Origin of the sequence: Pseudomonas sp. Ag1, assembly GCF_000278565.1 — a bacterium.
Lineage (GTDB): Bacteria > Pseudomonadota > Gammaproteobacteria > Pseudomonadales > Pseudomonadaceae > Aquipseudomonas.
Window position 1 is genome coordinate 1 of the sequence record NZ_AKVH01000068.1, and the last position, 22588, is coordinate 22588.

At 62.1% G+C, this 22588-nt stretch carries 20 protein-coding genes and 1 pseudogene; 12 read left to right on the forward strand and 9 right to left on the reverse strand.

Features of this window, described 5'->3' with window-relative positions; genetic code table 11:
• Positions 1–154: 154 nt before the first annotated feature.
• The gene (leuD, locus tag A462_RS27950) at positions 155–769 is read right to left on the reverse strand and encodes a 3-isopropylmalate dehydratase small subunit (protein ID WP_003208984.1); all 615 of its coding nucleotides are present in this window, start codon (positions 767–769) and stop codon (positions 155–157) included.
• Positions 766–2187, reverse strand: a complete 1422-nt coding sequence (gene leuC, locus A462_RS27945; RefSeq protein ID WP_008431657.1) for a 3-isopropylmalate dehydratase large subunit — start codon at positions 2185–2187, stop codon at positions 766–768. The genes leuD and leuC overlap by 4 nt, the downstream gene beginning before the upstream one ends.
• A 251-nt stretch (positions 2188–2438) precedes the next feature.
• Here leuC and A462_RS27940 point away from each other — a divergent pair, with 251 nt between their 5' ends.
• From A462_RS27940 to A462_RS27905, 8 genes are read left to right on the forward strand one after another with little or no spacing between them, the layout of a single operon-like run.
• A complete protein-coding gene (locus A462_RS27940) occupies positions 2439–3641 on the forward strand; it encodes a PepSY-associated TM helix domain-containing protein (protein ID WP_008431658.1) in 1203 nt (400 codons plus the stop codon).
• A complete protein-coding gene (locus A462_RS27935) occupies positions 3638–4177 on the forward strand; it encodes a hypothetical protein (protein WP_008431660.1) in 540 nt (179 codons plus the stop codon). Before A462_RS27940 ends, A462_RS27935 begins: the two co-directional genes overlap by 4 nt.
• Positions 4174–4503, forward strand: coding sequence for a hypothetical protein (locus A462_RS27930; protein WP_003208992.1), 330 nt, complete (start codon positions 4174–4176; stop codon positions 4501–4503). The genes A462_RS27935 and A462_RS27930 overlap by 4 nt, the downstream gene beginning before the upstream one ends.
• Positions 4500–5060, forward strand: a complete 561-nt coding sequence (locus tag A462_RS27925; RefSeq protein ID WP_008431663.1) for a DUF6162 family protein — start codon at positions 4500–4502, stop codon at positions 5058–5060. The genes A462_RS27930 and A462_RS27925 overlap by 4 nt, the downstream gene beginning before the upstream one ends.
• Positions 5061–5086: 26 nt before the next feature.
• Positions 5087–6007 (forward strand): metal ABC transporter substrate-binding protein, encoded by a 921-nt coding sequence (locus A462_RS27920; protein ID WP_023659272.1) that lies wholly within the window; start codon positions 5087–5089, stop codon positions 6005–6007.
• Positions 6004–6750, forward strand: a complete 747-nt coding sequence (locus tag A462_RS27915; RefSeq protein ID WP_008431666.1) for a metal ABC transporter ATP-binding protein — start codon at positions 6004–6006, stop codon at positions 6748–6750. Before A462_RS27920 ends, A462_RS27915 begins: the two co-directional genes overlap by 4 nt.
• The gene (locus A462_RS27910; protein WP_003208998.1) at positions 6747–7646 is read left to right on the forward strand and encodes a metal ABC transporter permease; all 900 of its coding nucleotides are present in this window, start codon (positions 6747–6749) and stop codon (positions 7644–7646) included. Before A462_RS27915 ends, A462_RS27910 begins: the two co-directional genes overlap by 4 nt.
• Positions 7646–8593 (forward strand): metal ABC transporter solute-binding protein, Zn/Mn family, encoded by a 948-nt coding sequence (locus tag A462_RS27905; protein ID WP_008431669.1) that lies wholly within the window; start codon positions 7646–7648, stop codon positions 8591–8593. Before A462_RS27910 ends, A462_RS27905 begins: the two co-directional genes overlap by 1 nt.
• Positions 8594–8742: 149 nt before the next feature.
• On the opposite strand, the gene A462_RS27900 is transcribed toward A462_RS27905, so the two are convergent.
• The 5 genes from A462_RS27900 to A462_RS27880 all read right to left on the reverse strand — a co-directional run bounded on the left by A462_RS27900 (position 8743) and on the right by A462_RS27880 (position 13495).
• Positions 8743–8967, reverse strand: a complete 225-nt coding sequence (locus A462_RS27900; protein ID WP_003209001.1) for an MbtH family protein — start codon at positions 8965–8967, stop codon at positions 8743–8745.
• 80 nt (positions 8968–9047) lie between these two features.
• Complete coding sequence (locus A462_RS27895; protein ID WP_003209003.1) at positions 9048–10448, reverse strand: aspartate aminotransferase family protein; 1401 nt, start codon at positions 10446–10448, stop codon at positions 9048–9050.
• A 150-nt stretch (positions 10449–10598) separates the two neighbouring features.
• A complete protein-coding gene (locus A462_RS27890; protein ID WP_003209007.1) occupies positions 10599–11372 on the reverse strand; it encodes an N-acetylmuramoyl-L-alanine amidase in 774 nt (257 codons plus the stop codon).
• Positions 11373–11495: 123 nt separating this feature from the next.
• A complete protein-coding gene (locus A462_RS27885; protein ID WP_008431673.1) occupies positions 11496–12815 on the reverse strand; it encodes an ATP-binding protein in 1320 nt (439 codons plus the stop codon).
• Positions 12815–13495: a response regulator gene (locus A462_RS27880; protein WP_003209011.1), complete on the reverse strand. Its 681-nt coding sequence runs from the start codon at positions 13493–13495 to the stop codon at positions 12815–12817. Before A462_RS27880 ends, A462_RS27885 begins: the two co-directional genes overlap by 1 nt.
• Positions 13496–13670: 175 nt before the next feature.
• On the opposite strand from A462_RS27880, the gene dsbD reads away from it, so the two are divergent.
• Genes dsbD through dsbG form a run of 3 tightly spaced genes read left to right on the forward strand, consistent with a single transcriptional unit; the run spans position 13671 to position 17007 of the window.
• The gene (dsbD, locus tag A462_RS27875; RefSeq protein ID WP_008431674.1) at positions 13671–15401 is read left to right on the forward strand and encodes a protein-disulfide reductase DsbD; all 1731 of its coding nucleotides are present in this window, start codon (positions 13671–13673) and stop codon (positions 15399–15401) included.
• Positions 15401–16270 carry a TlpA disulfide reductase family protein gene (locus A462_RS27870; RefSeq protein ID WP_008431675.1) on the forward strand — a complete coding sequence of 290 codons (870 nt, stop codon included), beginning with the start codon at positions 15401–15403 and terminating at the stop codon, positions 16268–16270. Before dsbD ends, A462_RS27870 begins: the two co-directional genes overlap by 1 nt.
• On the forward strand, positions 16246–17007 hold the full coding sequence (dsbG, locus tag A462_RS27865; RefSeq protein WP_003209017.1) for a thiol:disulfide interchange protein DsbG: 762 nt from the start codon (positions 16246–16248) through the stop codon (positions 17005–17007). The genes A462_RS27870 and dsbG overlap by 25 nt, the downstream gene beginning before the upstream one ends.
• Before the next feature lie 69 nt (positions 17008–17076).
• Here the strand turns inward: dsbG and A462_RS27860 are convergent, their stop codons facing one another.
• Positions 17077–19665: a hypothetical protein gene (locus A462_RS27860; protein ID WP_008431676.1), complete on the reverse strand. Its 2589-nt coding sequence runs from the start codon at positions 19663–19665 to the stop codon at positions 17077–17079.
• A 167-nt stretch (positions 19666–19832) separates the two neighbouring features.
• On the opposite strand from A462_RS27860, the pseudogene A462_RS34165 reads away from it, so the two are divergent.
• Positions 19833–19913 (forward strand): annotated as a pseudogene (locus A462_RS34165) (thiol:disulfide interchange protein DsbG); the annotation flags it as partial.
• A gap of 61 nt (positions 19914–19974) precedes the next feature.
• Here A462_RS34165 and A462_RS27855 read toward each other — a convergent pair.
• Positions 19975–22563 (reverse strand): hypothetical protein, encoded by a 2589-nt coding sequence (locus tag A462_RS27855; protein WP_008431677.1) that lies wholly within the window; start codon positions 22561–22563, stop codon positions 19975–19977.
• Positions 22564–22588: the final 25 nt, after the last annotated feature.

Consider the following 22588-nt stretch of genomic DNA (forward strand, 5'->3'; position numbering starts at 1 on the left):
AAGCAGATCTGTTTTCGCTCTGGTCTTTGCTTTTGCTTTTAACACTCAAGCCGGCCGGGAGGCCGCTGTGCTCTTGATTTTGATCTGACTGCCCCATCCAGCCCGAAGCCGAACGCAGGCAGTGCGCAGCAGCCAACCTGCAACTACAGCCCCATCACCCGAGCCAGGGATTGGCCGCCAAATGCTCCCGCTCAAACGCCTTGATCTGCTCACTGCGCTGCAACGTCGTGCCAATAGCATCCAACCCCAACAACAACGCAGTCTTGCGCAACGTATCGATCTGGAACGCAATCACCTGCCCGTCCGCCAAAAGAATCTCCTGCGCCTCCAGGTCCACACTGATCTGCGCCTGCTCAGGCTGACTCACCATCTGCCCCAACCGCTGCAACACCGCCTCCTCCAGCGTGATCAACAACACCCCGTTACGCTGGCAGTTGTCATAGAAAATCCCCGCAAAGCTGCTGCCGATCAACGCGCGAATGCCCATCTGCTTCAGGCCCCACACCGCATGCTCCCGGCTGGAACCACAGCCGAAGTTCGGCCCCACTACCATAAAGCTCGCGCCCTGCCAGGCCGGCTGGTTCAGCACAAACTGCGGGTCAGGCTCACCCGAGGGCAAAAAGCGCAAATCAAAGAACAACCCGCGGTCCAGCCCGTTGCGGTCGATGCCCTTGAGAAACTGCTTGGGCATGATCACGTCGGTGTCGATATTGGCCGCCAGCATCGGCGCCGCCTTGCCGGTGATCCGAGTGAAGGGTTGCAAGCTCATGTGCGGTCTCCAAAGTGGCGAATATCCGTCAGCCGGCCAGTGATGGCCGCAGCGGCGACCATGGCCGGGCTCATCAGGTGCGTGCGGGCACCCGCGCCCTGGCGGCCTTCGAAATTGCGGTTGGTGCTGGAAGCGCAGCGGTCGCCCGGCTCCAGCACGTCGTCGTTCATCGCCAGGCACATCGAGCAGCCCGACTGGCGCCATTCAAACCCGGCGTCGATAAAGATCGCGGCAAGGCCTTCGGCTTCGGCCTGGTCACGCACTTCGGTGGAGCCCGGCACGATCATCGCCCGCACATGGTCGGCCACGTGCTTGCCGCGCACCACGCTGGCGGCGTCGCGCAGGTCTTCGATACGGGCGTTGGTGCAGGAGCCGATAAACGCGTGGCTGATCACAATGTCGCTCAACGGCATGCCGGCTTCCAGGCCCATGTAGTTCAAGGCGCGGCGCATGTCCTGGCGCAGGATCAGGTCGCTGATGTCTTGCGGGTCCGGCACGCGGGCGCCGATGGGGGCGGCCTGGTCGGGGCTGGTGCCCCAGGTGACCATCGGCTCAAGGGCGCTGGCATCCAGCTGCACTTCGAGGTCGAACACCGCGTCGGCATCCGAGTGCAGTTGGCGCCAGCCCACCAGGGCGCGTTCCCACAACTCGCCCGTCGGCGCGCGTGGCTTGCCCTTGAGGTAGGCGAAGACTTTTTCATCCGGCGCCATGAACGCTCCACGTGCGCCGGCTTCCACCGCCATGTTGCAAATGGTCATGCGCGCCTCGACGCTCAAGGCATCGATGGTCGACCCACAAAACTCAATGGCGTAGCCGGTGGCTCCCGAAGCGCCGATCTTGCCGATCAGCGCCATGATCACGTCCTTGGAGGTCAGCCCACGGGCCAGTTCGCCGTCCACGGTCACACGCAGGCTTTTCAGACGCTTGTAGACCAGGGTTTGCGAGGCCAGCAAATGCTCGATTTCCGAAGTGCCAATGCCAAAGCCGAACGCGCCCAAGGCACCGTAGGTGGTGGTGTGGCTGTCGCCGGCGGCGATCACCATGCCCGGCAGGATAAAACCCTGTTCCGGGGCGATCACATGTTCGATGCCCTGGCGCTTGTCGAGGATATCCAACAGCTCGATCCCGAAATCCCGGCAGTTTTCCGCCAGGTACGACACCTGGCGCGCGCCGCCCGCATCCGGCATGGTCGCGATGCGCTTGGGCGTGGTGGGGTTCACATGGTCGACCACCGCCAGCGCCGTACCGGGCCGCCACACACCACGGCCCGCCCCGCGCAAGCCGCTGAAAGCTTGCGGGCTGGTGTATTCATTGATCACCTGGCGGTCGATGTACAGCAGCACATGGCCCTGGTCATCCAGGCGGCACACCGTGTGGGAATCGATGTGTTTGTCGTAGAGGGTTCTGGCAGAAGTCATTATGGGGCTCGCTCAACGGTATGACCCCATCATAGGCAGCGCCCCCGCCCCATCAATCCCGCCTTGGTGATGGCTCGGAACATGTTTCGTGTTGCATGAATGCGTATCTGAAACATTTACTTTCATATCCGCCTTAGGGTTTTGTGTTTCTCATCCGTCTTAACTTAGATACAGCCGCTCGCGTCAGCAAAAGCTACGGGTGGCGTTTTCCGGGCCTTTACCGCCTCCCTCCGATCAAGACCCTCATTCACATGTCGAAGAAGTCACGCTCAAAACTCTGGTTTCTCGTGCACAGCTGGCTGGCATTGCCCATCTGGTTCTTTGTGCTGATCGTCTGCGTCACCGGCACCCTGGCGGTGGTCAGCCAGGAGATCGTCTGGCTGGCCAACCCGGACATCCGCGCCAGCAAGCCGTCGGACGATGCCGAACCGCTCACCTACGACCAGGTGATCGGCGCCATCAAGCGCGCCGAACCCCAGGTGATCGTCGAATCCCTGAGCCGCCCGGACGAATCGCACTTCGCCCTCAGCGCCGACCTCAGCTACCCCGACGGGCGCTCGCTGGAGGTCTACGTCAACCCATACACCGGGGTGATCCAGGGCATCAGCCCATCGTTCAACTTCCAGCAATTTACCCGTGCCCTGCATGGCTGGTGGCTGGTGCCTTTCACCAATGGCTACAGCTGGGGCTGGTACCTGGTCTCGCTGCTGGGCTTGCCGCTGCTGGCCTCGCTGGTCACCGGCCTCGTGGTCTACAAGCGTTTCTGGAAAGGTTTTTTCAGGCCGACCCTGCGCATTCGTCACGGTGCGCGGATTTTCTGGGGCGACTTCCACCGGTTGAGCGGCATCTGGTCGATCTGGTTTATCGCGGTGATTTCCATCACCGGCACCTGGTTCCTGATCCAGGCGATCCTGGGTGATAACCAGATCACCATTTCCAGCGAGCCGATCGTCCCGGCGATTGCCCGCGACAAAGTGCCGATGTCCGCCCCGGGCGTACCGGCGCCCATGATTCCCCTGGACGAGGCGATCAACATCGCCACCCAGCGCATTCCCGGGCTTGAGGCCAGCTTCGTGAGCCTGCCCAGCAACGCCTACAGCCACCTGCGCATCGGCGGGCGTGGCTGGTACCCGCTGATGTTCCAGACCGCGGAAATCAACCCGTACAACGGCGAAATCGCCGCCTCGCACCTGCTGTCCGACCGTTCGGCCCTGGAGTTCGTCACCGAATCCATGCGCCCGTTGCACACCGGGGACTTTGGCGGGATCTGGATCAAGCTGATCTGGGCCTTCTTCGGCCTGGTGCTGAGCATGATGGTCTTGAGCGGCTTGCTGATCTGGACCAAACGCACGGCCCTGGCCACCCTCAATGCGCTGAAACGCGAAGCCAAGGCAGCCCGTCAACCGGCGAAAACCCAGGCCTTGCAGGCTGAGACCACGGAGGCCACCCCATGAACAAGGCCATGACGGTTCAACCCCCCTCGCCCCTGCGGGCCTTCTGGCTCAAATGGCGCTTCCACATCAATATCCTGCTGTTGCTGGTGCCCCTGGGCTTCATGCCCAAGTACTTTGCCGACGCGGCACTGTTTCGCGGCGACAGCGGCCTGGGCGAACGGGAGATCGGCGAAGTACAGGTCGGCCCCTGGAGCCTGAAGCTCGCCGAGCTACGCAACGAGCCGCCGCGCCCGGACCCGGCAGGCCCGATGAAATCCTTCAACGCTGCCCTGTGTGCCACGTGCATCGACCAGGTCAAGGCGACCTACCTGCGTATCGGCAAGCCCCGCAGCCTGCGGGCGGCCGGGGTGATTTTCTTCGGCACCCCATACCGCATGGGCGCTGCGTTGCCGATCCCTGAGCGCACCCCGCTGGACGCCGAAGTGTGGATCACCATGGAAGGCTGGGACGGCGCCATGCACCAGGCCTCCATTCCCTTGAGCCAGGCATCGCCGGCCACCATCGACTGGCTGAAAAAACGAGGAGTTAAACCATGACTTTGCCGCAACTGGCCCGCACCGTTGGCGCGCTGATCCTCAGTGCCGGTTTCAGTACCGTCGCCCTCGCCCACAACCCGATGTGCGAATGCAAGGAAATCGCCGGCGAGCAGATCCAGTGCACCGGTGGTTTCTCCGATGGCAGCGGTGCCCCCGGCGTGACCCTGGACGTGATCGGCTACGACGAGACCATCCTAGTGCCCGGCAAGCTGGGAGAAGACTCGAAGCTGACCTTCAAGAAACCCTCCGCCGAGTTCTACGTGCTGTTTGATGCCGGCCCCGGCCACGTGGTGGAAATCGACCAAGCGGATATCCAGCCCCAATGAGCCGTACAACCCAAGTCGTGCGCCCGGCCGGCGCCGGGCACGAAACCCTGTATGTCCTGCTGTTGTGCCTGATCATCCTCGCCGTTGCCGGCACGGTGGTGGCCTTGCGCGGTGAAAACCAGGAGATCGCCGCCGTGCCCAGCCACCAACTGGACGCCCGCCGCGACCTCAGCGCCGCCGAGCAAGGCATCTACGCCGACCTGCGGGTGACCCTGGATGAAATCCACTTGCTGCAGGAGGAACACAGCGCTCTGCCGACGCCTGAACAGCTGGCCGAAGAGGGCTTCGCGCCCTTTGCCCAGGACGCCAGTTCGGTGAGCCGTGGCGACCACCGCTGGCAGTTGCTGGACGCGGCCTATCTGGGCCTGAGCCAGACGCCGGACCTCAGCGGTTCGCTGTTGATGCGCATCCGCGGCGCCGAGCCGGATATCTGGCTCAACCGCAGCGCCCACCTCACCGCCCCCACCGACCTCACTGACCAGGCGCTGATCAGCGCGGGCTGGCAGCAGGTAGTCGCGCAATTCGATGCCGGTGTCACCCGCCAGCATCGTCACTGAATTCACGTTGCAGCCGAGAGAAGACCATGTCTATTTCATCTCCATTATTACGTCTGGTGCTGGTCGGCCTGATCACCGTGCTGCTGGCCCCGTTCGCCAGTGCCGACCCGGCAAAACGCCTGCGCATCGGCATCACCCTGCACCCGTATTACAGCTACGTCGCCAATATCGTCGGCGACAAGGCTGAAGTTGTCCCGCTGATCCCGGCCGGTTTCAATCCCCATGCTTACGAACCCCGCGCCGAAGACATCAAACGCATCGGCACCCTTGATGTGATCGTGCTCAACGGCGTCGGCCATGACGATTTCGCCGACCGCATGATCGCCACCAGCGAGCGCCCGGACATCCCGGTGATCGAGGCCAACGCCAACGTGCCGCTGCTGGCCGCCACCGGCAACGCTGCGCGCGGTGCGGGCAAGGTGGTCAACCCGCACACCTTCCTGTCCATCAGCGCCTCGATTGCCCAGGTGAACAACATTGCCCGGGAACTGGGCAAGCTCGACCCGGACAACGCCAAGACCTACACCCAGAACGCCCGCGCCTACGGCAAGCGCCTGCGCCAGATGCGCGCCGACGCCCTGGCCAAGCTCACCAGCGCGCCCAACCCCGACCTGCGGGTGGCCACCGTGCACGCGGCATATGACTACCTGCTGCGGGAATTCGGCCTGGAAGTCACCGCCGTGGTGGAACCGGCCCACGGCATCGAGCCGAGCCCCAGCCAGTTGAAGAAGACCATCGACCAACTGCGGGAACTGGACGTGAAAGTGATCTTCTCGGAGATGGATTTCCCGTCCAGCTACGTCGACACCATCCAGCGTGAATCCGGGGTGAAGCTGTACCCGCTGTCGCATATTTCCTATGGCGACTACAGCGCGGAAAAATACGAAGTGGAAATGACCGGCAACCTCAACACCGTGGTGCGGGCGATTCAGGAGTCCGGGGCATGACGGCGGCTGAACACCTGAGTGTGGCCAGCATTGGCCCGACCCTCGACTTCGATAACGTCGCGCTGACCCTGGGCCGTACGGTGATCCTCGATGCAGTGAGTTTCCAGGTGCAGCCCGGCAGCATCCATGCGCTGGTGGGCCCCAACGGCGGCGGCAAAAGCTCGCTGATCAAGACCCTGCTGGGGCAAACGCCGCACCAGGGCCAGTTGAGCCTGCATTGGCCGGATGCACCCGGCACCATCGGCTACGTGCCCCAGGCGCTGGAGTTCGACCGGGGCTTGCCGATGACCGTCGACGACTTCATGGCCGCGATGTGCCAGCGGCGTCCGGCGTTTCTCGGGCTGTCCAAACATTACGCCGCCGCGATTGGCGACGCACTGGAACGGGTCGGCATGCAGGACAAGCGCAAGCGGCGCATGGGTGCCCTGTCTGGCGGTGAACGCCAGCGGGTGCTGCTGGCCCAGGGCTTGATCCCGACACCGCACTTGCTGGTGCTGGACGAACCGATGTCGGCGCTGGACGAAGCCGGGATCCAGGTGTTCGAGCGGCTGCTGAACGATTGGCGCCAGGCCGGGATCACCGTGCTGTGGATCGAACACGACCTGGAAGCCGTCGGCCGCCTGGCCGATCGCGTCACCGGCCTGAACCGCCGTGTGCTGTTCGACGCCACGCCGAAAGAGGCACTGACCCCGGACCGCCTGCTGACCCTGTTCTCCACCCACCCACGGAGCCCGGCCTTATGAGCTATGAAGCCTTTCGCCTGATGGTCCAGGGCTGGGCGTCTTCCGGGTATCTGCCGGAAGCGCTGGCCTATGGATTTGTAGTCAACGCCCTGCTCGCCGGCCTGCTGATCGGCCCGGTGCTGGGCGGTTTGGGCACCCTGGTGGTGGTCAAGCGCTTTGCGTTCTTTTCCGAAGCCGTGGGCCATGCCGCACTGACCGGCGTGGCCGTGGGCATTCTGCTGGGGGAACCCTACACCGGGCCTTACGGCAGCCTGTTCGGCTACTGCCTGTTGTTCGGGATCCTGCTCAACTACCTGCGCAACCGCACCGGCCTGGCGCCGGACACGCTGATCGGCGTATTCCTCTCGGTGTCCCTGGCCCTGGGCGCGAGCCTGCTGCTGATTCTGGCGGGCAAGATCAATGTGCACATTCTCGAAAACGTGCTGTTCGGCTCGGTGCTGACCGTCAACGGCAATGACCTGTTGGTGCTGGCGATTGTCGGCGCATTGGTGATGGCCCTGGCCCTGCCGCTGTACAACCGCATCATGCTCGCCAGCTTCAACCCGCAGTTGGCGGCGGTGCGCGGGGTGGCGGTGAAGACCCTGGACTACCTGTTCGTGATCCTGGTGACCCTGATCACCGTGGCGGCGGTCAAGGTCATCGGCGCGATCCTGGTGGGTGCGTTGCTGGTGATTCCGGCGGCCGCCGCACGCCTGTTGAGCCAGTCGCTCAAGGGCTTCTTCTGGATCTCGGTGGTGATCGCCACCGTCAGCACCCTGTGCGGGATCCTGCTGCCGATCATCTTCGACCTGCCGATTCCGTCCGGTGCCGCGATCATCCTGGTAGCCGGTATCGCCTTCGCCCTCGCCGCCATCGCCCGCGGCACGGTCCCCAGCCTGAAAGGGAATCTTGGATAATGCGCCCGATGTTTCGACCACTGCTTCTGGCCCTGGCCATTGCCACACCGGCATTCGCCGCCGACGGCGTCAAGCCACTACAGATCACCGCCAACCAAGGCGTTGGCCATGCTGCCTTGAACCAGGCCAAGGCGACAAAACCGGTGAAAGTCCTCGCCGCCTTGCCGATCACCTATGGCTTGGCGCAGGTGTTGCTCAAAGGCACTGATGTGCAGCTTGAGCGCGCGGCACCGGCCAACCTGCCCGGCTCGCGGCAAGTCGCCTATTTCACCGGGCGCGGTGCGCAGGCGCTGAACACCCTGGCGCTGGACGCCGATGCAGCCATCGGCCTGCGCTCGCTGTGGCCCGACGACCCGCTGTACCCGGTGGCCCGGCGCAGCAATATCCGCATCGTCGAAGTCGACGCCGCGCGCCCGGTGGACGGCGGCTTGCCGGGGATTGCCGTGCAGCCGGGCGCCACCGACGGCCTGAACAGCCAGCCGTGGCAAGCCAGCAACAACATGGGGCGCATGGCCGATGTGATGGCCGCCGACCTGAGCCGCCTGGCACCCAAGGCCAAGCCGCAGATCGAAGCCAACCTGGCCGCGCTCAAGCAACGCTTGCTCAAGCTCACCGCCGACAGCGAAGCGCGACTGGCCAAGGCCGATAACCTGACGGTGGCCAGCTTGAGCGATCACTTTGGTTATCTCGTCAGTGGCTTGAACCTGGAGCTGGTCAGCACCGATGCAAGAGCGGATACCGAGTGGACACCCGAGGCGTTGCAGCAACTGAGCGAAGGCTTGAAGGAGAATGAGGTGGCCGTGGTGCTGCATCACCGCAAGCCAAGCGATGCAGTGCAGGCGGCGGTCACGGCGGGCGGGGCGAAGTTGCTGGTGCTGGGCACCGATGGCGCCGACCCGGTGGCGGAACTGGAAGGCAATGTGGATCAGGTGATCAAGGCGCTGTAACGCGCCTCTCACCGGCGAAACACAGTAAATGTGGGAGCGGGCTTGCTCGCGAATGCGGTGTGACAGTCAACACATACGGTGACTGAAACAACGCCTTCGCGAGCAAGCCCGCTCCCGCATTTGAGTCGGTGTTATGCCCGAGGTCCGGGTCAGCCGGCAAGTGCCTGGCTATCCATCTTCTGGCGCAGGCTCAGCGGGCGCATGTCGGTCCACACTTCTTCGATGTAGGCCAGGCACTCTTTCTTCATCCCGCTCTTGCCCACGGTGCGCCAGCCTTCCGGCACGGCCTTGTAGTCGGGCCAGATGGAATATTGTTCTTCATGGTTGACCACTACCTGAAACAAGATGTCTTCGCGGTCGAATACTGAGGTCATTGCTGTTCTCCGTCGGGGTAAGGCTGGCTGCGCACCACGCACAGCTGATGTAAGAAGGAACGTGCCAGCCCGATAAAAAATTAGAGGCTGGTGACTGACGCCGCCAGGGCGCGACCAAAAATCTCGGCCACACGGTCGATTTCTGCGGCAGTAATCACCAGCGGCGGCAGGAAGCGCACGACGCTGCCGTGTCGCCCGCCCAGTTCGAGAATCAACCCGCGCTTGAGGCATTCACGCTGCACCAGCGGCGCCAGTTGGCGATGCACCGGCGGGTGGCCCTGGGCATCAGGCGCGCCGGCGGGGTCCACCAGTTCCACACCGAGCATCAGCCCACGGCCACGAATGTCTCCCAACTGCGGGAAGTCGCGCTGCAGGATGCGCAGGTGTTCGCCGAGGCGCTCGCCCATGGCGGCCGCGTGGGCGGGAATGTCGTGGTCCTTGAGGTAACGCATCACCGCCGAGCCGGCCGCCATGGCCATCTGATTGCCACGGAAGGTCCCGGCATGGGCGCCCGGCAACCAGGTGTCGAGCCAGTCGCGATACACCACCACCGCCAGCGGCAGGCTGCCGCCGATGGCCTTGGACAGCACGACGACGTCCGGGACAATGCCGGCATGTTCGAAGGCAAACATCTTGCCGGTGCGACCAAAGCCGCTCTGGATTTCGTCGACAATCAGCGCCACGCCAGCCTGCTCGGTAATGCGCCGCAGGCCGCGCAGCCAGTCGAGATCAGCCGGGATCACGCCGCCCTCGCCTTGCACCACCTCGACGATCACCGCCGCCGGCAGCAATACACCGGCCTCGGGATCGTTGAGCAGGTTTTCCAGATAATGCAGGTTGACCTTGACCCCTTCCGCGCCGCCCAGCCCGAACGGGCAACGGTAGTCGTACGGGAATGGCAGGAATTGCACGCCATTGCCGAGCAACGCGCCCAGTGGCTTCTTCGGCCCCAGGCTGCCCATCAGGCTCAGGGCGCCCTGGCTCATGCCGTGATAACCGCCCTGGAATGACAACACCGTGCTCCGCCCGGTGGCGGTGCGCACCAGTTTCAGCGCGGCTTCCACCGCATCGGTGCCGGTGGGACCGCAGAACTGGATCTTGGCTTCCCGCGCCAGCGCCGGCGGCAGCAGGCCGAACAGGTCCTGCACGAATTGGTCCTTGACCGGCGTGGTCAGGTCCAGGGTGTGCAACGGCAATTCATCGCTCAGCACCTGGCGAATGGCATCGATCACCACCGGGTGGTTGTGCCCCAGCGCCAGGGTGCCGGCACCGGCCAGGCAATCGATAAAGCTGCGGCCTTCGACGTCCTCGACATAGATCCCTCGGGCGCGCTTGAGCGCCAGGGGAATGCGCCGTGGGTAGCTGCGGGCATTGGATTCCTGCTGGCGCTGGCGGGCCAGCAGCGGGGTTTCATCGAACTGGTAAAGCGTTTCCGCAGGGACCGCCTGGGTCTCTTCGATACGGCTGGTAGCGACTGACATCTCTCGATCCCTCAATACGCTGATGATGGTGACCAAACTGCCCACCCGTTGGCGCCAGGCCCAAGGGCCGCGCACGGATTTCCTGTTCTGGAAACGCATCAGCGAAGGGAGGATTTACACCTGTGGTCGTTAAAAACAGCTTTAGCGGATTTACCCGGCCACCCCGGTGTATTTTTCATTCAACGCATACAGGATCGCGCAGGTCTGCGCATCCAGCCGCCCACTGTAGTCAGAGGGCCGAAAATGCATCTGGAACGCACGGACACGTTGCTGGAAACCCAGGCGATTTTTCGCCGGGGCATAACCGTAGCGCTGGAACGCCCGCTCCACCTCAACCTCTGGCGGCAGGCCGATGTCGAACCGACGTTGATAGGCCATCTTGGCCACCTCTTCATACCAGGCCCCCACGCCCGCCTCGAACAGGCAGCGCCATGGCAAGCGGGGGCCGGGGTCGCTCTTGCGCCAATAGGCAATGTCGGAATGCCCGAGGATGTCGGTAGGACCGATCGCCGGGTAACGCACCTGAATGTCACGAATCAAGGCGATCAACACGTCAATCTGCTCTGCGCCATACGCCGGGAAGGTCAACACACCGGCGTCATCCCGGGCCTGGTTGACGATTTCAATGCCGATGGAGCGGCTGTTGAGGTTATCGCGCCCGGCCCAGTGGCTGGTGCCGGCGTGCCAGGCGCGTTGCGCTTCGTCCACCAGGCGAAATACCCGCAACTCGTCATAGCCGGCGGCGCGGTAGCTGGCGTCATGGGGGTCGGCCAACAGGTAGTGGGCACTGAAACCGTCGCGGGTCAGTGCACGCAATGACGAGGCAAAGGGCGCGGCGGTGTAATGCACAATCACCTGGCGCACGGCCTGGCCATTGCGCTCATTGAAGTCGTTTGCGGGATACGTGGAATCGATAACCAACATAGGGGCTGTCCTTTTCAACACAGGCCGAGTCATTCAGCCGGTTCAAACACAAAAAAATGACCGCCATCCTGAAGCGTTGCGCTCGAGGATGGCGGTAGCTATGTGTGCTGTGAAAAGAAGGTTTCAGCGCCGCAACGGCATGCCCAGGTCGACGCGCATGCCATCGGCCTGGCTGTCGAATTTCAGGGAGCACGAGCAGCGCTGCACGATGGCCTGGACGATCGCCAACCCCAGGCCGCAACCCGGGCTGTTGCCGTTGCGCCAGAAGCGCTGGGTCAAGTGTTGCAAGTCTTCGCTGGAAATCGGCGCGCCATGGTCACGCACCCGGAACACCACATTGTCGCCAGCGCTGGACACACTCAGCTCCACCCGGGTATCGGCCGGGGTGTGGCGCAACGCGTTGTCCAGCAGGTTGCGAAGGGCCGCGACGGCCAGGCCCACCGGCATTTCCAAAGGTTTTTCGGACAAACCGTCTGCCAGGATCAGGTCAATACGCTGATTGTCGCCGCCGTTGGCATCCTGGATCGCCAGTTGCGCAACTTGCTCGGCACTCGATTGCAGGCCGTCATCAAACGACAGGCTGCCTTCGACCCGCGCCAGCAGCAGCAACTGCTCAAGGGTGCGGTGCAAGCGGTCGGCGCCCTCTTCAGCGTGGGCCAGGGACTGGTCACGGGCGGCGCCTTCGGTCATGCGCGCCACTTGCAGGTGGGTCTTGATCGCAGTCAACGGGCTGCGCAGTTCGTGGGCCGCGTCACCGGTCAAGCGGCGTTCGCGTTCGATGGTCTTGGCGATGCGTTGCAGCAACTGGTTCTGGGTGTCGAGCAGTGGCTTGAGTTCGCTGGGCAGCGGGCTGATCTGCAACGGTTCGAGGGAGTCGGCACTGCGGCGCATCAAGGCGTCACGCATGCGGTTGAGCGGCAACAGGCTCTGGCCGATCCCCAGCCACAACAGGCACAGGCAGCCCAACAATGCCACGCCCACCGGCACCGAGGCGGCCAGCAGGATCGACAGGTTCAACGCTTCACGCTCCACCTGCCGGTCGGCGGTGGTGATAAACAAATCGCCACGGGACAGGGTAAAGCTGCGCCAGCCCACGCCATCAATCATCTGGTCGCGAAAGCCGCTCTTGCGCGACTCCAGGCCCTGGTCCGGCGTGGTGTGGCTGCGGGCCAAAACCACGCCGCGCAAGGAACTGACCTGGCACGCCATACCGCCTGGCACGTTCAATTGTTCGGCGCTGAAGTGCGCGCCCTCCCCCGTGCTGGAAAGGCCGGGCATCTGCTCCATCAGGCCCGCCACCATGCGTGCCGACGCCACCAGGCGCTGGTCGAGGGAAAACATCATCTGGTTGCGCAGGTCGTTGAGCATCCACGCGGCGGCCAGGACCCAGATCAGCACGAAAGCTGCGCCGAGCTTGAAGGTCAGCCGCAGGCGCAGGCTCATCACGAAGCGTCCTCTCCACCGTCAGCCGGGCCCAGGCGATAGCCCAGGCCGCGCACGGTTTCGACGATGCCATTGCCGAGTTTGCGCCGCAGGTGGTGGATGTGCACGTTGAGGGCGTTGCTTTCCAGTTCATCGTTCAGGCCGTAGACGCTGTCCTTGAGCTGCTCGCTGGAGAGCACCCGGCCGCGGTTCTGCAACAGGGCCTGCAACAGCGCCTGCTCGCGGCGGGACAGGTCCACCGACTCACCGCCCAGCAACGTTTCGCGGCTGCTGGGGTTGTAGGTCAGGCGCCCGTGCTCGATCAGGTTGACGCTGCGGCCGGCTACCCGGCGCAACAGGGTGTGCAGGCGTGCGGCGAGTTCGCGCAGGTCGAAGGGTTTGAGCAGGTAGTCGTCGGCACCGGCCTGCAGGCCGTCGACGCGGTTGGTCACCGAATCCCGTGCGGTCAGGATCAGCACTGGAATCTCCAGGCCCTGGCTGCGCAGTTGCTGCAACAGCTTCAAGCCGTCTTCATCCGGCAGGCCGAGGTCGAGTACCATCACGTCGAATTCCGCCACCTTGAGCATCGCCCGGGCAGCCGCAGCCGTGCCGACGCGCTCGACCGTCAGGCCCTGGGCGCTGAGCCCGGCAACAATGCCGCTGGCGATCAGCTCGTCGTCTTCACAGACCAGTACGTGCATGGTGAACCCTTTGCAAAATGTGAGGGTGATTAAAAAGGCAGTGGATTAAGCGTGCATTATGCCGCCAACGCCAAGAATCCCGGATAATCGCTTCTTTCTAGGATAGCCCGGTTAATCATCGGTTAATCAACGCCACACATTGTGTGTCCCACTTGCTTCGAACTAAGGCTTGATCATGCGGCATCTGTTTATCTTCCTGCTGGTGTTGTTTGCTGGATTCACCCAGGCCGCGCCTGGCAACAATCCATTCGAGACCAAACCCGACTTCCTCCCGGTGGGCAAAGCCTTCACCTTTACCTCCGAGCGTCTGGCCTCCGGCGAAACCCAGTTGTATTGGCAGATTGCCGACGGTTACTACCTGTACCAGCAGCGCATGAAATTCGATGGCCTGGCCGAAAAGCCGACGTTGCCCCAGGGCGAAGCCCACAGCGACGAGTTCTTTGGCGAGCAGCAAGTCTATCGCCAGGGCCTGGAAGTGAAGATTCCCGCCGGCGCCACCGGCCAGGTCAAGCTCGGCTGGCAAGGCTGCGCCGATGCCGGCCTGTGCTACCCGCCGCAATCGATCACCGTGGACCTGGGCGGCAACCCTGCCGTCGCCGCCACCGGCCAGGCCCAGGACCAAAGCCTGGCCAGCGGCCTGCAACAACGCAGCCTGGGCTGGAGCCTGCTGGTGTTCTTCGGCCTGGGCCTGCTGCTGGCCTTCGCCCCGTGTTCCTTGCCGATGCTGCCGATCCTCGCCGGCCTTGTGGTCGGCAGCGGCGCCAGCCCACGGCGCGGCTTTGCCCTGGCCGCCAGCTACGTGGTGTGCATGGCGCTGGTGTATGCCGCGCTCGGTGTATTGGCTGCGCTGCTCGGCGGCAACCTCGCCGCCCTGCTGCAAACCCCGTGGATCCTCGGCAGCTTCGCTGCGTTGTTTGTGATTCTCGCCCTGCCGATGTTCGGCTTCTTTGAACTGCAACTGCCGGCCTTCCTGCGCGACCGCCTGGACAACGTCAGCCGTAACCAAAGCGGCGGCAGCCTGGTAGGTGCCGGCGTGCTCGGCGCCTTGTCCGGCTTGCTGGTGGGCCCGTGCATGACCGCGCCCCTGGCCGGCGCGCTGTTGTACATCGCCCAAAGCGGCAACGCCTTGCACGGCGGCTTGATCCTGTTTGCCATGGGCATCGGCATCGGCGTGCCGCTGTTGCTGCTGGTGACCGTGGGTAACCGCTTCCTGCCCAAGCCTGGCACCTGGATGAATATCCTCAAGGGCATCTTCGGCTTCCTGTTCCTCGCCACCGCCGTGCTGATGATTCGCCCGGTGGTCGGTGAAACCCTGTGGCTCGGCTTGTGGGGTGTGCTGGCGCTGGTCATGGCCTACTGCGGCTGGCGCCTGGCCCACGATTTCGGGCGTACCGCCATGCTGTTCGGTGCCGGTTCGCTGGTGCTGGGCCTCTGGGGCAGCGTATTGGTGATCGGCGCGGCCGGCGGCAGCGACGACCTGTGGCAACCGCTGAAGGTCTACAGCGGCTCGCGGGCAGCTGGCGCTCCCACCGCCCACGAAGCCTTCATGACCATCAACGACCCGGCCGTGCTGCAAAGCCAGCTCGACAGTGCCAAGGCCCAGGGCCAATGGGTACTGGTGGACTACTACGCCGACTGGTGCGTGTCGTGCAAGATCATGGAAAAACAGGTGTTCGGCAAACCCGAGGTACTGGACGCCCTCAAGGATGTGCGCCTGCTGCGCCTCGACGTCACCGCCGACAACGCCGCCAGCCGCGAGCTGCTGGGCCGCTACAAGGTCCCCGGCCCGCCGAGCTTCGTCTGGATCGGCCCCGACGGTGAAGAGCGCCGCGCCCAGCGCATCACCGGCGAAGTCGACGCCGCCGCCTTCCTGCAACGCTGGACCCAAGCCCGGGAAGCCCTCTGATGCTGACACTGACCATCGGCACCTTCGCCATCGCCCTGAATCACTTGCTGCTGATCACGGCGTTGATCCTCGCCACCCTGGTGGGCTGGCGGGTGGCCAAGCGCGGCGGCGAGAACCCCGAGTCGGTGCTGTTCACCCTGTTTCTGCTGGGCATGCTCGCCGCACGCATCAGCTTCGTGCTGATGTACTGGTCGTACTACCAGAATGACCCGCTGCAAATCGTCGACCTGCGCGACGGCGGTTTTCTCGCCTGGCCCGGCGTGATCGTGCTGATCATCGGCGCGCTGATCTACGGCTGGCGCCGCCCGCTGCTGCGCAAGCCACTGAGCGCCGGTGTGATCACCGGCCTGGCGTTCTGGGCCTTGACCAGCCTGTCCCTGACCCTCTACGAAAAAGGCACGCACCTGCCGGACATTGCCCTGCGCAACGCCAATGGCGAAACCGTGCAACTGGCCGACTACAAGGGCGGCCCGCTGGTGATCAACCTGTGGGCCACCTGGTGCCCGCCGTGCCGACGCGAAATGCCGGTACTGGAAAGTGCCCAGCGCCAGCGCCCGGACGTGACCTTCCTGTTCGTCAACCAGGCCGAAAGCATGCAAAGCGTCGCCACCTACCTGGCGACCCAGGGCCTGAACCTGGACAACGTGCTGTTCGACGCCAGCGGCCGCCTCGGCCAGGCCGTCGGCTCCATGGCCTTGCCGACGACCCTGTTCTACCAACCGGACGGCCGCCTGATCAACAGCCACCTGGGCGAGTTGTCCCAGGCCAGCCTGGCCCGCGCCATGGAACGCTTCGAGCCGACCCCCGCCAAACCGGCCTTGCCGGCCACCACAAGGAATTCGCCATGCTCCGCCTCCGCCACCTGCTGACACTCCTGCCCCTGACCCTGGCCGCCAGCCTGGTCCACGCCGAAGACTGGCCGGCGCCGATCAAGAACATCGAAGCCAAGGGGGCCAAGATCATCGGCAAGTTCGATGCGCCCAGCGGCCTCACAGGTTACGCGGCGCAATACCAGAACCGTGGCATGGCGCTGTACCTGACTGCCGATGGCAAAAGCGTGATTGCCGGCAACCTGTACGACGCCGATGGCAATGACCTGAGCACCGCGCCGCTGGAGAAACTGGTGTATGCGCCGATGGCCAAGGAAGTCTGGGCCAAGATGGAACACAGCAACTGGATCCAGGACGGCAACAAGGACGCGCCGCGCATCGTGTACCTGTTCAGCGACCCGAACTGCCCGTACTGCAATATGTTCTGGGAGCAGGCGCGGCCTTGGGTGAAGTCGGGCAAGGTACAGTTGCGGCACATCATGGTGGGGATTATCCGTGAAGACAGCCCGGGCAAGTCGGCCGCGCTGTTTGCCGCCAAGGACCCGCAACAGGCCTTGGAAGCCCATGAGTCGGCCGGTAAAGGCAGCAAGTTGCAGGCGCTGGAGAAGATCCCGGCGGATATCCAGGCCAAGCTTGATTCGAATATGAAGCTGATGGACGAACTGGAGTTGTCGGCCACGCCGGCAATTTTCTATCTGGATGACAAGGGTGGATTGCAGCAACAGCAAGGAGCGCCGTCGCCGGATAAGCTGGTGAAGATTCTCGGTCCGAAATAAGCAGACTGTTGGAAAAGGCCTCCCAAAAGCCGGAGGCCTGTATCCTTCAAGCGACCAATTCCAAGCAGATCAAACCTCCTCCACCACCAGTAACGTCACATCGAAGTCATTGCCGGGGTTCCCCATCTGACGATTATCAACGCTGAGCCTTGTCGTTGAAGTGGCAGTAAAGGTTCCTTGGAGCAACTGCCAAGACAACCCAGGAGAGGTGATCGAAGTAATATCGGCCCCGTTTGCCACCAACACCATAGAAGGCTTTGGAGGTGAGCCGCTATTGTCACGTATCCAAGCACTGAACCTGTAAATACGGCCTGACTGCAGTTGAGTGTAGAGTTTGAAAAGCTTTTCGCGCTGTGTAACGGGGTTACTGGTGTACGTATTCCCCCAATCAAACAAGTAATACCCCGACGCAGCTCCCGGCACTGCCCCGGTTTTAAGTACCAGGTCACCCTGAGATGCTGCTCCCGCCCCTCTTTGCCAGTTATTCCAGCCTTTCTGGTTCGGGTTAAAGTCAGTTACATCTTTCATAGGCTTGGTAAAAACCAAACTCAGTACTGGGAAGACGATCTCCTGACCCGGGCTGGGACTGCCATCCGGCGTGCAGCCGAATGTCACGACCAACGGTGTAAGGTTACGCAACTGCTCCAACTCGGAGCGCAGGAGAACCCGTCTCAGGCCGTTCTCAACATCCCCCTCGGTAATCAGTTCGGCCATTATCACCCTGATGACATAGGCGCTCCCATCTTCCCTTGTGCCGTCTACTTGTAGCCAACCTCTCTGCCCCGCCAGGATAAACCACCATTTTTCCACAGTAATATGGGCATCTCCCGCGAATGTCCGCAGGTCCAGAATACCGCTTTGGGTCGCAGGTGGCGTGGCCTCGGGCACTACCGGCACCGGCAGCCGCACCGGTACACTGATGCGCAAATTGAGCGTTTTGGAGGGTGCCCGCTTGCAGGCACTGGTGACGGTGTAGTTAATCTGGATCGTTTTACCGGCGCCTTGAATCACCGCTTCACGGGGGATTGGGAAATCCACATAACCCGGGTCGCCGTTGCCGGGCTCCGGCGCCAACGGCAAGCGGGTACCGTCCGACCGAATCCAGTCCAGGCTGATCATTTGCCCCGAGCTGATGTGTGCATACTCCACACGCACCGTCACACCGTCCCGACCGTTCCAAATCGTCAGGTCCTGGCCGACTGCCTCCAGCACCCTTGGTGCGTCGAGCACCAGCGCTTCCTGTTCAAGCTCCAAGTGCAACACCGGGAACCGTTCAGCGCTGGCCAGATCAACCTGGCCATTGAAGTTCACCGCAAAGTGCACGCTCAACCCACTGCAATCCGCCAGTTTTTGCAGCTCATGCCGCGACAGCACCGCACTGACGCCGTCGTGCAACCACTCCTCGGCCAGCGGCTCCCCCTCCAGCACATCAAAATGGTAAGGCGTGCCATCGTCCAATTCACCGGTGGCCCATAACCAGCAAGGCTGGCCCAAGGCACGATAAGGGAAAGGAATCACCAGGGCTTGTGCGTCACCGTGGAAGGTATTGAGGTCCAGTACATGGCCTGTGGCCTGGAGAACCTGCGGTGCAGGCAACTCGCTGACATTGAGAATTTGCACATGGCGTTCAGGCGATGGCCACGTCTGACCTTCCCGCTGGACCGTGTAATGGACCGTGACCTGTTCATTGAAATTGGCGCTGATAGCCGAGGGTGGCACGTGAAATTCCACAAACGCCTCATCGCCAGCATTTTTACATTCCAGCTGCGGGCTACCCGCCCCGGGCGTGCCCTCCCAATAGGCACACACCCAGTCGCATGGGCACATCTGCTCATAACTGACCCGGATGGTAGCCCCCTCCTGGGCATTGACCGGATTGAGTGCATAGTGTTCAGGCGAAATCAGCGTCGCTTCAACCAGCGTAGGTGCCACGAGATTCAAATGGGGTTCAGTGAGCACCGTCAATGTGGTACTCGGAAAAAGTCTGGATGCATCATCCTCCGGACCGTTAAAGGCCACGATAAATACCAGGGTCAGTTGACTGCCCTGTTTAAGCCCCCGCAGTTTGTCCAAGGGTAAAGCTCTGCGCCATCCCTCATGCACCTCGGCTTCTGTCACCTGCTCGTGATTGACCAGGCGAAGCGTAAAGGCGCTCCCGTCCGCCAGGGTGCCATGGAGGTCCAGCCAAACGAACTGAATCGGATCAATAAACACCCAAGGCGTCACATACACCTGCGGGTCTTGCCCACACAATACTGTAAGGTCCAACACCCCATCGACCGCCTGAGGCACGTCAGGATGGGGAAGATCGTTGAACGGCAATGTCACATAAATATCGCTCTCACTGCTGGAAAACTCCTCGCCATTATGGGTAACCACACAACGAAACAGCGCAAAGCGATTGATACGCAGCCCGACGTAATAGGGCGGGATATGAAAATCCACACACCCCTCTGTCACACCATGCAGGGGCTCAGGCGCATATTCTTCCCCTGGCAAGCTCTTCCAGAACACCCGAATGAGGTCATCCTCACTCATTCCTTCATAACAAACTCGAAGCGTTGCGCCGTCGATCGCATCAAGCGGATCCAGCCTTCGTCCCACAGCTTGAACCAATGTAACCTCAGGAACGATGGCGGTTGCAGATTTGGCAGGCATACCTAAACTCCTTTTCCATGAGAAGAGCGCCTCATGACGGACTGAAACCAGTCCGACTGGCGAGCCCTTATCAAATGCTGAAAAAGAAACCGAATCTACTGTCAGAATTCACAGTTCCAACCTCAAAAACCACGCCGCACGACGAGTGGCACGTCGTGGCACGAGTGATTTTCTATCTGGATGACAAGGGCGAACAGCAAGGAGCGCCGTCGCCGGATAAGCTGGTGAAGATTCTCGGTCCGAAATAATCAGCCCTAGCCTGAAAAGACAATGCCCGCATCGAAGCGGGCATTGTCTTTTCAGCGCGGATTAAATCCCCTCGACCAGGAAATCATCCATGTACCAATCGTTGCCGCTCGTAGCGCCTTCATGGCTATAGATTTCCAGCAGCACGGGAGCGATGGTTGGCGTAAAGGTGAAGCTCAGTGTGTGCCAGTTCAGGTCAACCAACTCTTCCACCGGTGTTTGTTGAATGGAGTCTTTGCGCAACGATAACTTGGGCGTCGCGAACGCAACGCTGTACCGTCGAATCCGTACGGAAAACCGATAAGTAAAACCGCTCTCCAAATCCAAGAAGCGCCGCTGCAGGATCGGGCCGAAACTGTTATTGGTGTATGTGAAATTCCTGACTGCGTAATCGGGCTTGCCGTCAGGTCCCGTCCCCATATATTCAATGCTGATATCCCTGGCATCGGGTGCGCCTGACCCTACGGTCCATAAACCCAAGGTCTGATCGTTGAAATCCGTCAGGTCTCTGTACTGCTTGCGCAACAGCAACATCAGCACAGGGAACACAATTGCTTCGCTCACATGGGAGCTGCCGTCCGCCGTAACCTTGAACACGATGTTCAATACGGACCTGTGGCGAAACTTTTCCAGTTCCTCACGAGGCAGAACGTGCGACAACCCATGGTTTGCCTGCTCTTGCGTGATCGGCTCATTGACCAGCAGCTTGAGGGTATGGGACGACCCGTCGAGCAAGGTTCCCGTACATTCCAGCCAGCCCTTTTGCCCCGCCAGGATGAACCACCAGGCTTGCAGCGTAATCTCGGCATCCCCGGTAAAGGTGCGCAAGTCCAGTGTCCCCTGGCCACCGGGCAATTGAGTGGCCTGCGGCACCTCTGGCGCAGGCAAGCGCTGCGGGACACTGATCTGTAGCTCCAGGTCAGCTGACGTGACGTGCTTGCATGCGCTCGCGACGCTGTAACTGACGGGCACTGTTTTGCCGCTTCCAGCGATTACAGCCTCGCGGGGAATGGTGAAGTCAACGTACTTCGGATCAGTGTTACCCGGCTTGGGTGGCAACGGCAGGCAACTACCGTCCGATTGTGTCCAACACACGCTGATCTCGTCATGAGCACTGATGTGGTCATATTCCACCCGTGCCGTCACGCCATCACGGCCATTCCATACCGTCAACTGCGAGCCCACGGCCTCCCGAATGGTCAAGGGTTTCAGGACCAGGTCTTCCTGATGAATATCCAGGTGCAGCACAGGAAACGGCTCGGCGCTGGCCCTGTCGGACCGGCCATCGAAGTTCACCGCAAAATGCACGTCAAAGCGGCTGCAATCGGCCAGCTTTTGCAGATCGCGGCGGGACAGCAGCGTACTGACGCCCTCCTGCAGCCATTGCTCGGAGAGCGGCTCGCCGTCCAGCACATCGAAGCGATAAGGCGCGCCATCTTCCCGCTCACCGGTTACCCACATCCAGCAGGGCTGCCCCAAGGCGCCGTAGGCATAGGCCGCCACCGTCAGTTGCGCGTCCCCCTGGAACGTATTGAGGTCCAGCGTACTGCCCGTGGCCTGTTCCACCTGCGGCTTGGGCAGGCCGGAGATATTCAGGATTTTTACCGGTCGCGGCAGCGCCGACCAGGTTTGCCCTTCCCGTCGGACGGTGTAGCGGACCGACACCTGCTTATTGAAATTGGCGCTGATGGCTGACGCCGGCACATTAAAATCAACAACGTCCCGATTGTCGGCCTGCTTGCACTCGAGTACCGGAGTACCTGCCCCGGCAGTCCCTTCCCAGAAGGCGCAAACCCAGTCGCAAGGGCACATATGCTCATAGCTGACCCGGATGGTCGCACCGTCCTGGGTATTGACCGGATTCAATACGAAATTTTCAGGTGTGATTTGCGTGGCTTCCACCACCGTGGGCGCTACGAGATCCAAATGAGGCTCGATGAGCAACGTCAACACCAAACCAGAAATCAGCCGATACACCGGCCTGGAATCCGCACGCGGCAAAAACTCAACGTAGAACGCAATATAAAGCTCACTGTCATGCTTGAGCGTGGCCAGCTCGGCACGGGACAACTTTCGGGTCCAGCCGTGGCGCACGTCCTCATCTGTTACCGGTGCATCTTCATAAGGGTAGAGACTGGCCTTGGACCCATCAGGGTAAATCCCCCCGATATAGACCTGAGCCACTTGAACCGGGTCGATGAACGGCCAGGCGTCGACATGCAGAACCGGGTCTTCACCGCACAAAAAGGACAGGTCCAGAACACCGCCTGAGGCTTGAAAGATCTGCAGTTGCGGCAAATTGGACGGCAACTTGATGAACACGTCGGCAACGGGGGAAGGATGTTCCTCGCCATCGCGGGTAACGACATAGGAAAACAGCGCGAAGTTATCAATGCGCAGCCCTACGTAATACGGGGGTACGTGGAACTCGACCGAGCCTGCTTCGACGCCATCCAGGGAGGCAATCGGCGCGTATTCCCCCGGTGTCGACTCCCAGCGCAACGCAATACTGTCGGTGCTGAGCATCCCTTCGTAGAACACCCGGACAGTAGCCCCCTCCAGCAACTGGAGCGGGTCAACCCGGGGCTCTCCCTCGGCTTCGACCAACTGTGGCTTGGGCAGGTCAAGGGTCAACGGTGATGACTTGGGCATGATAGAACTCCATTTCAACGAGTGA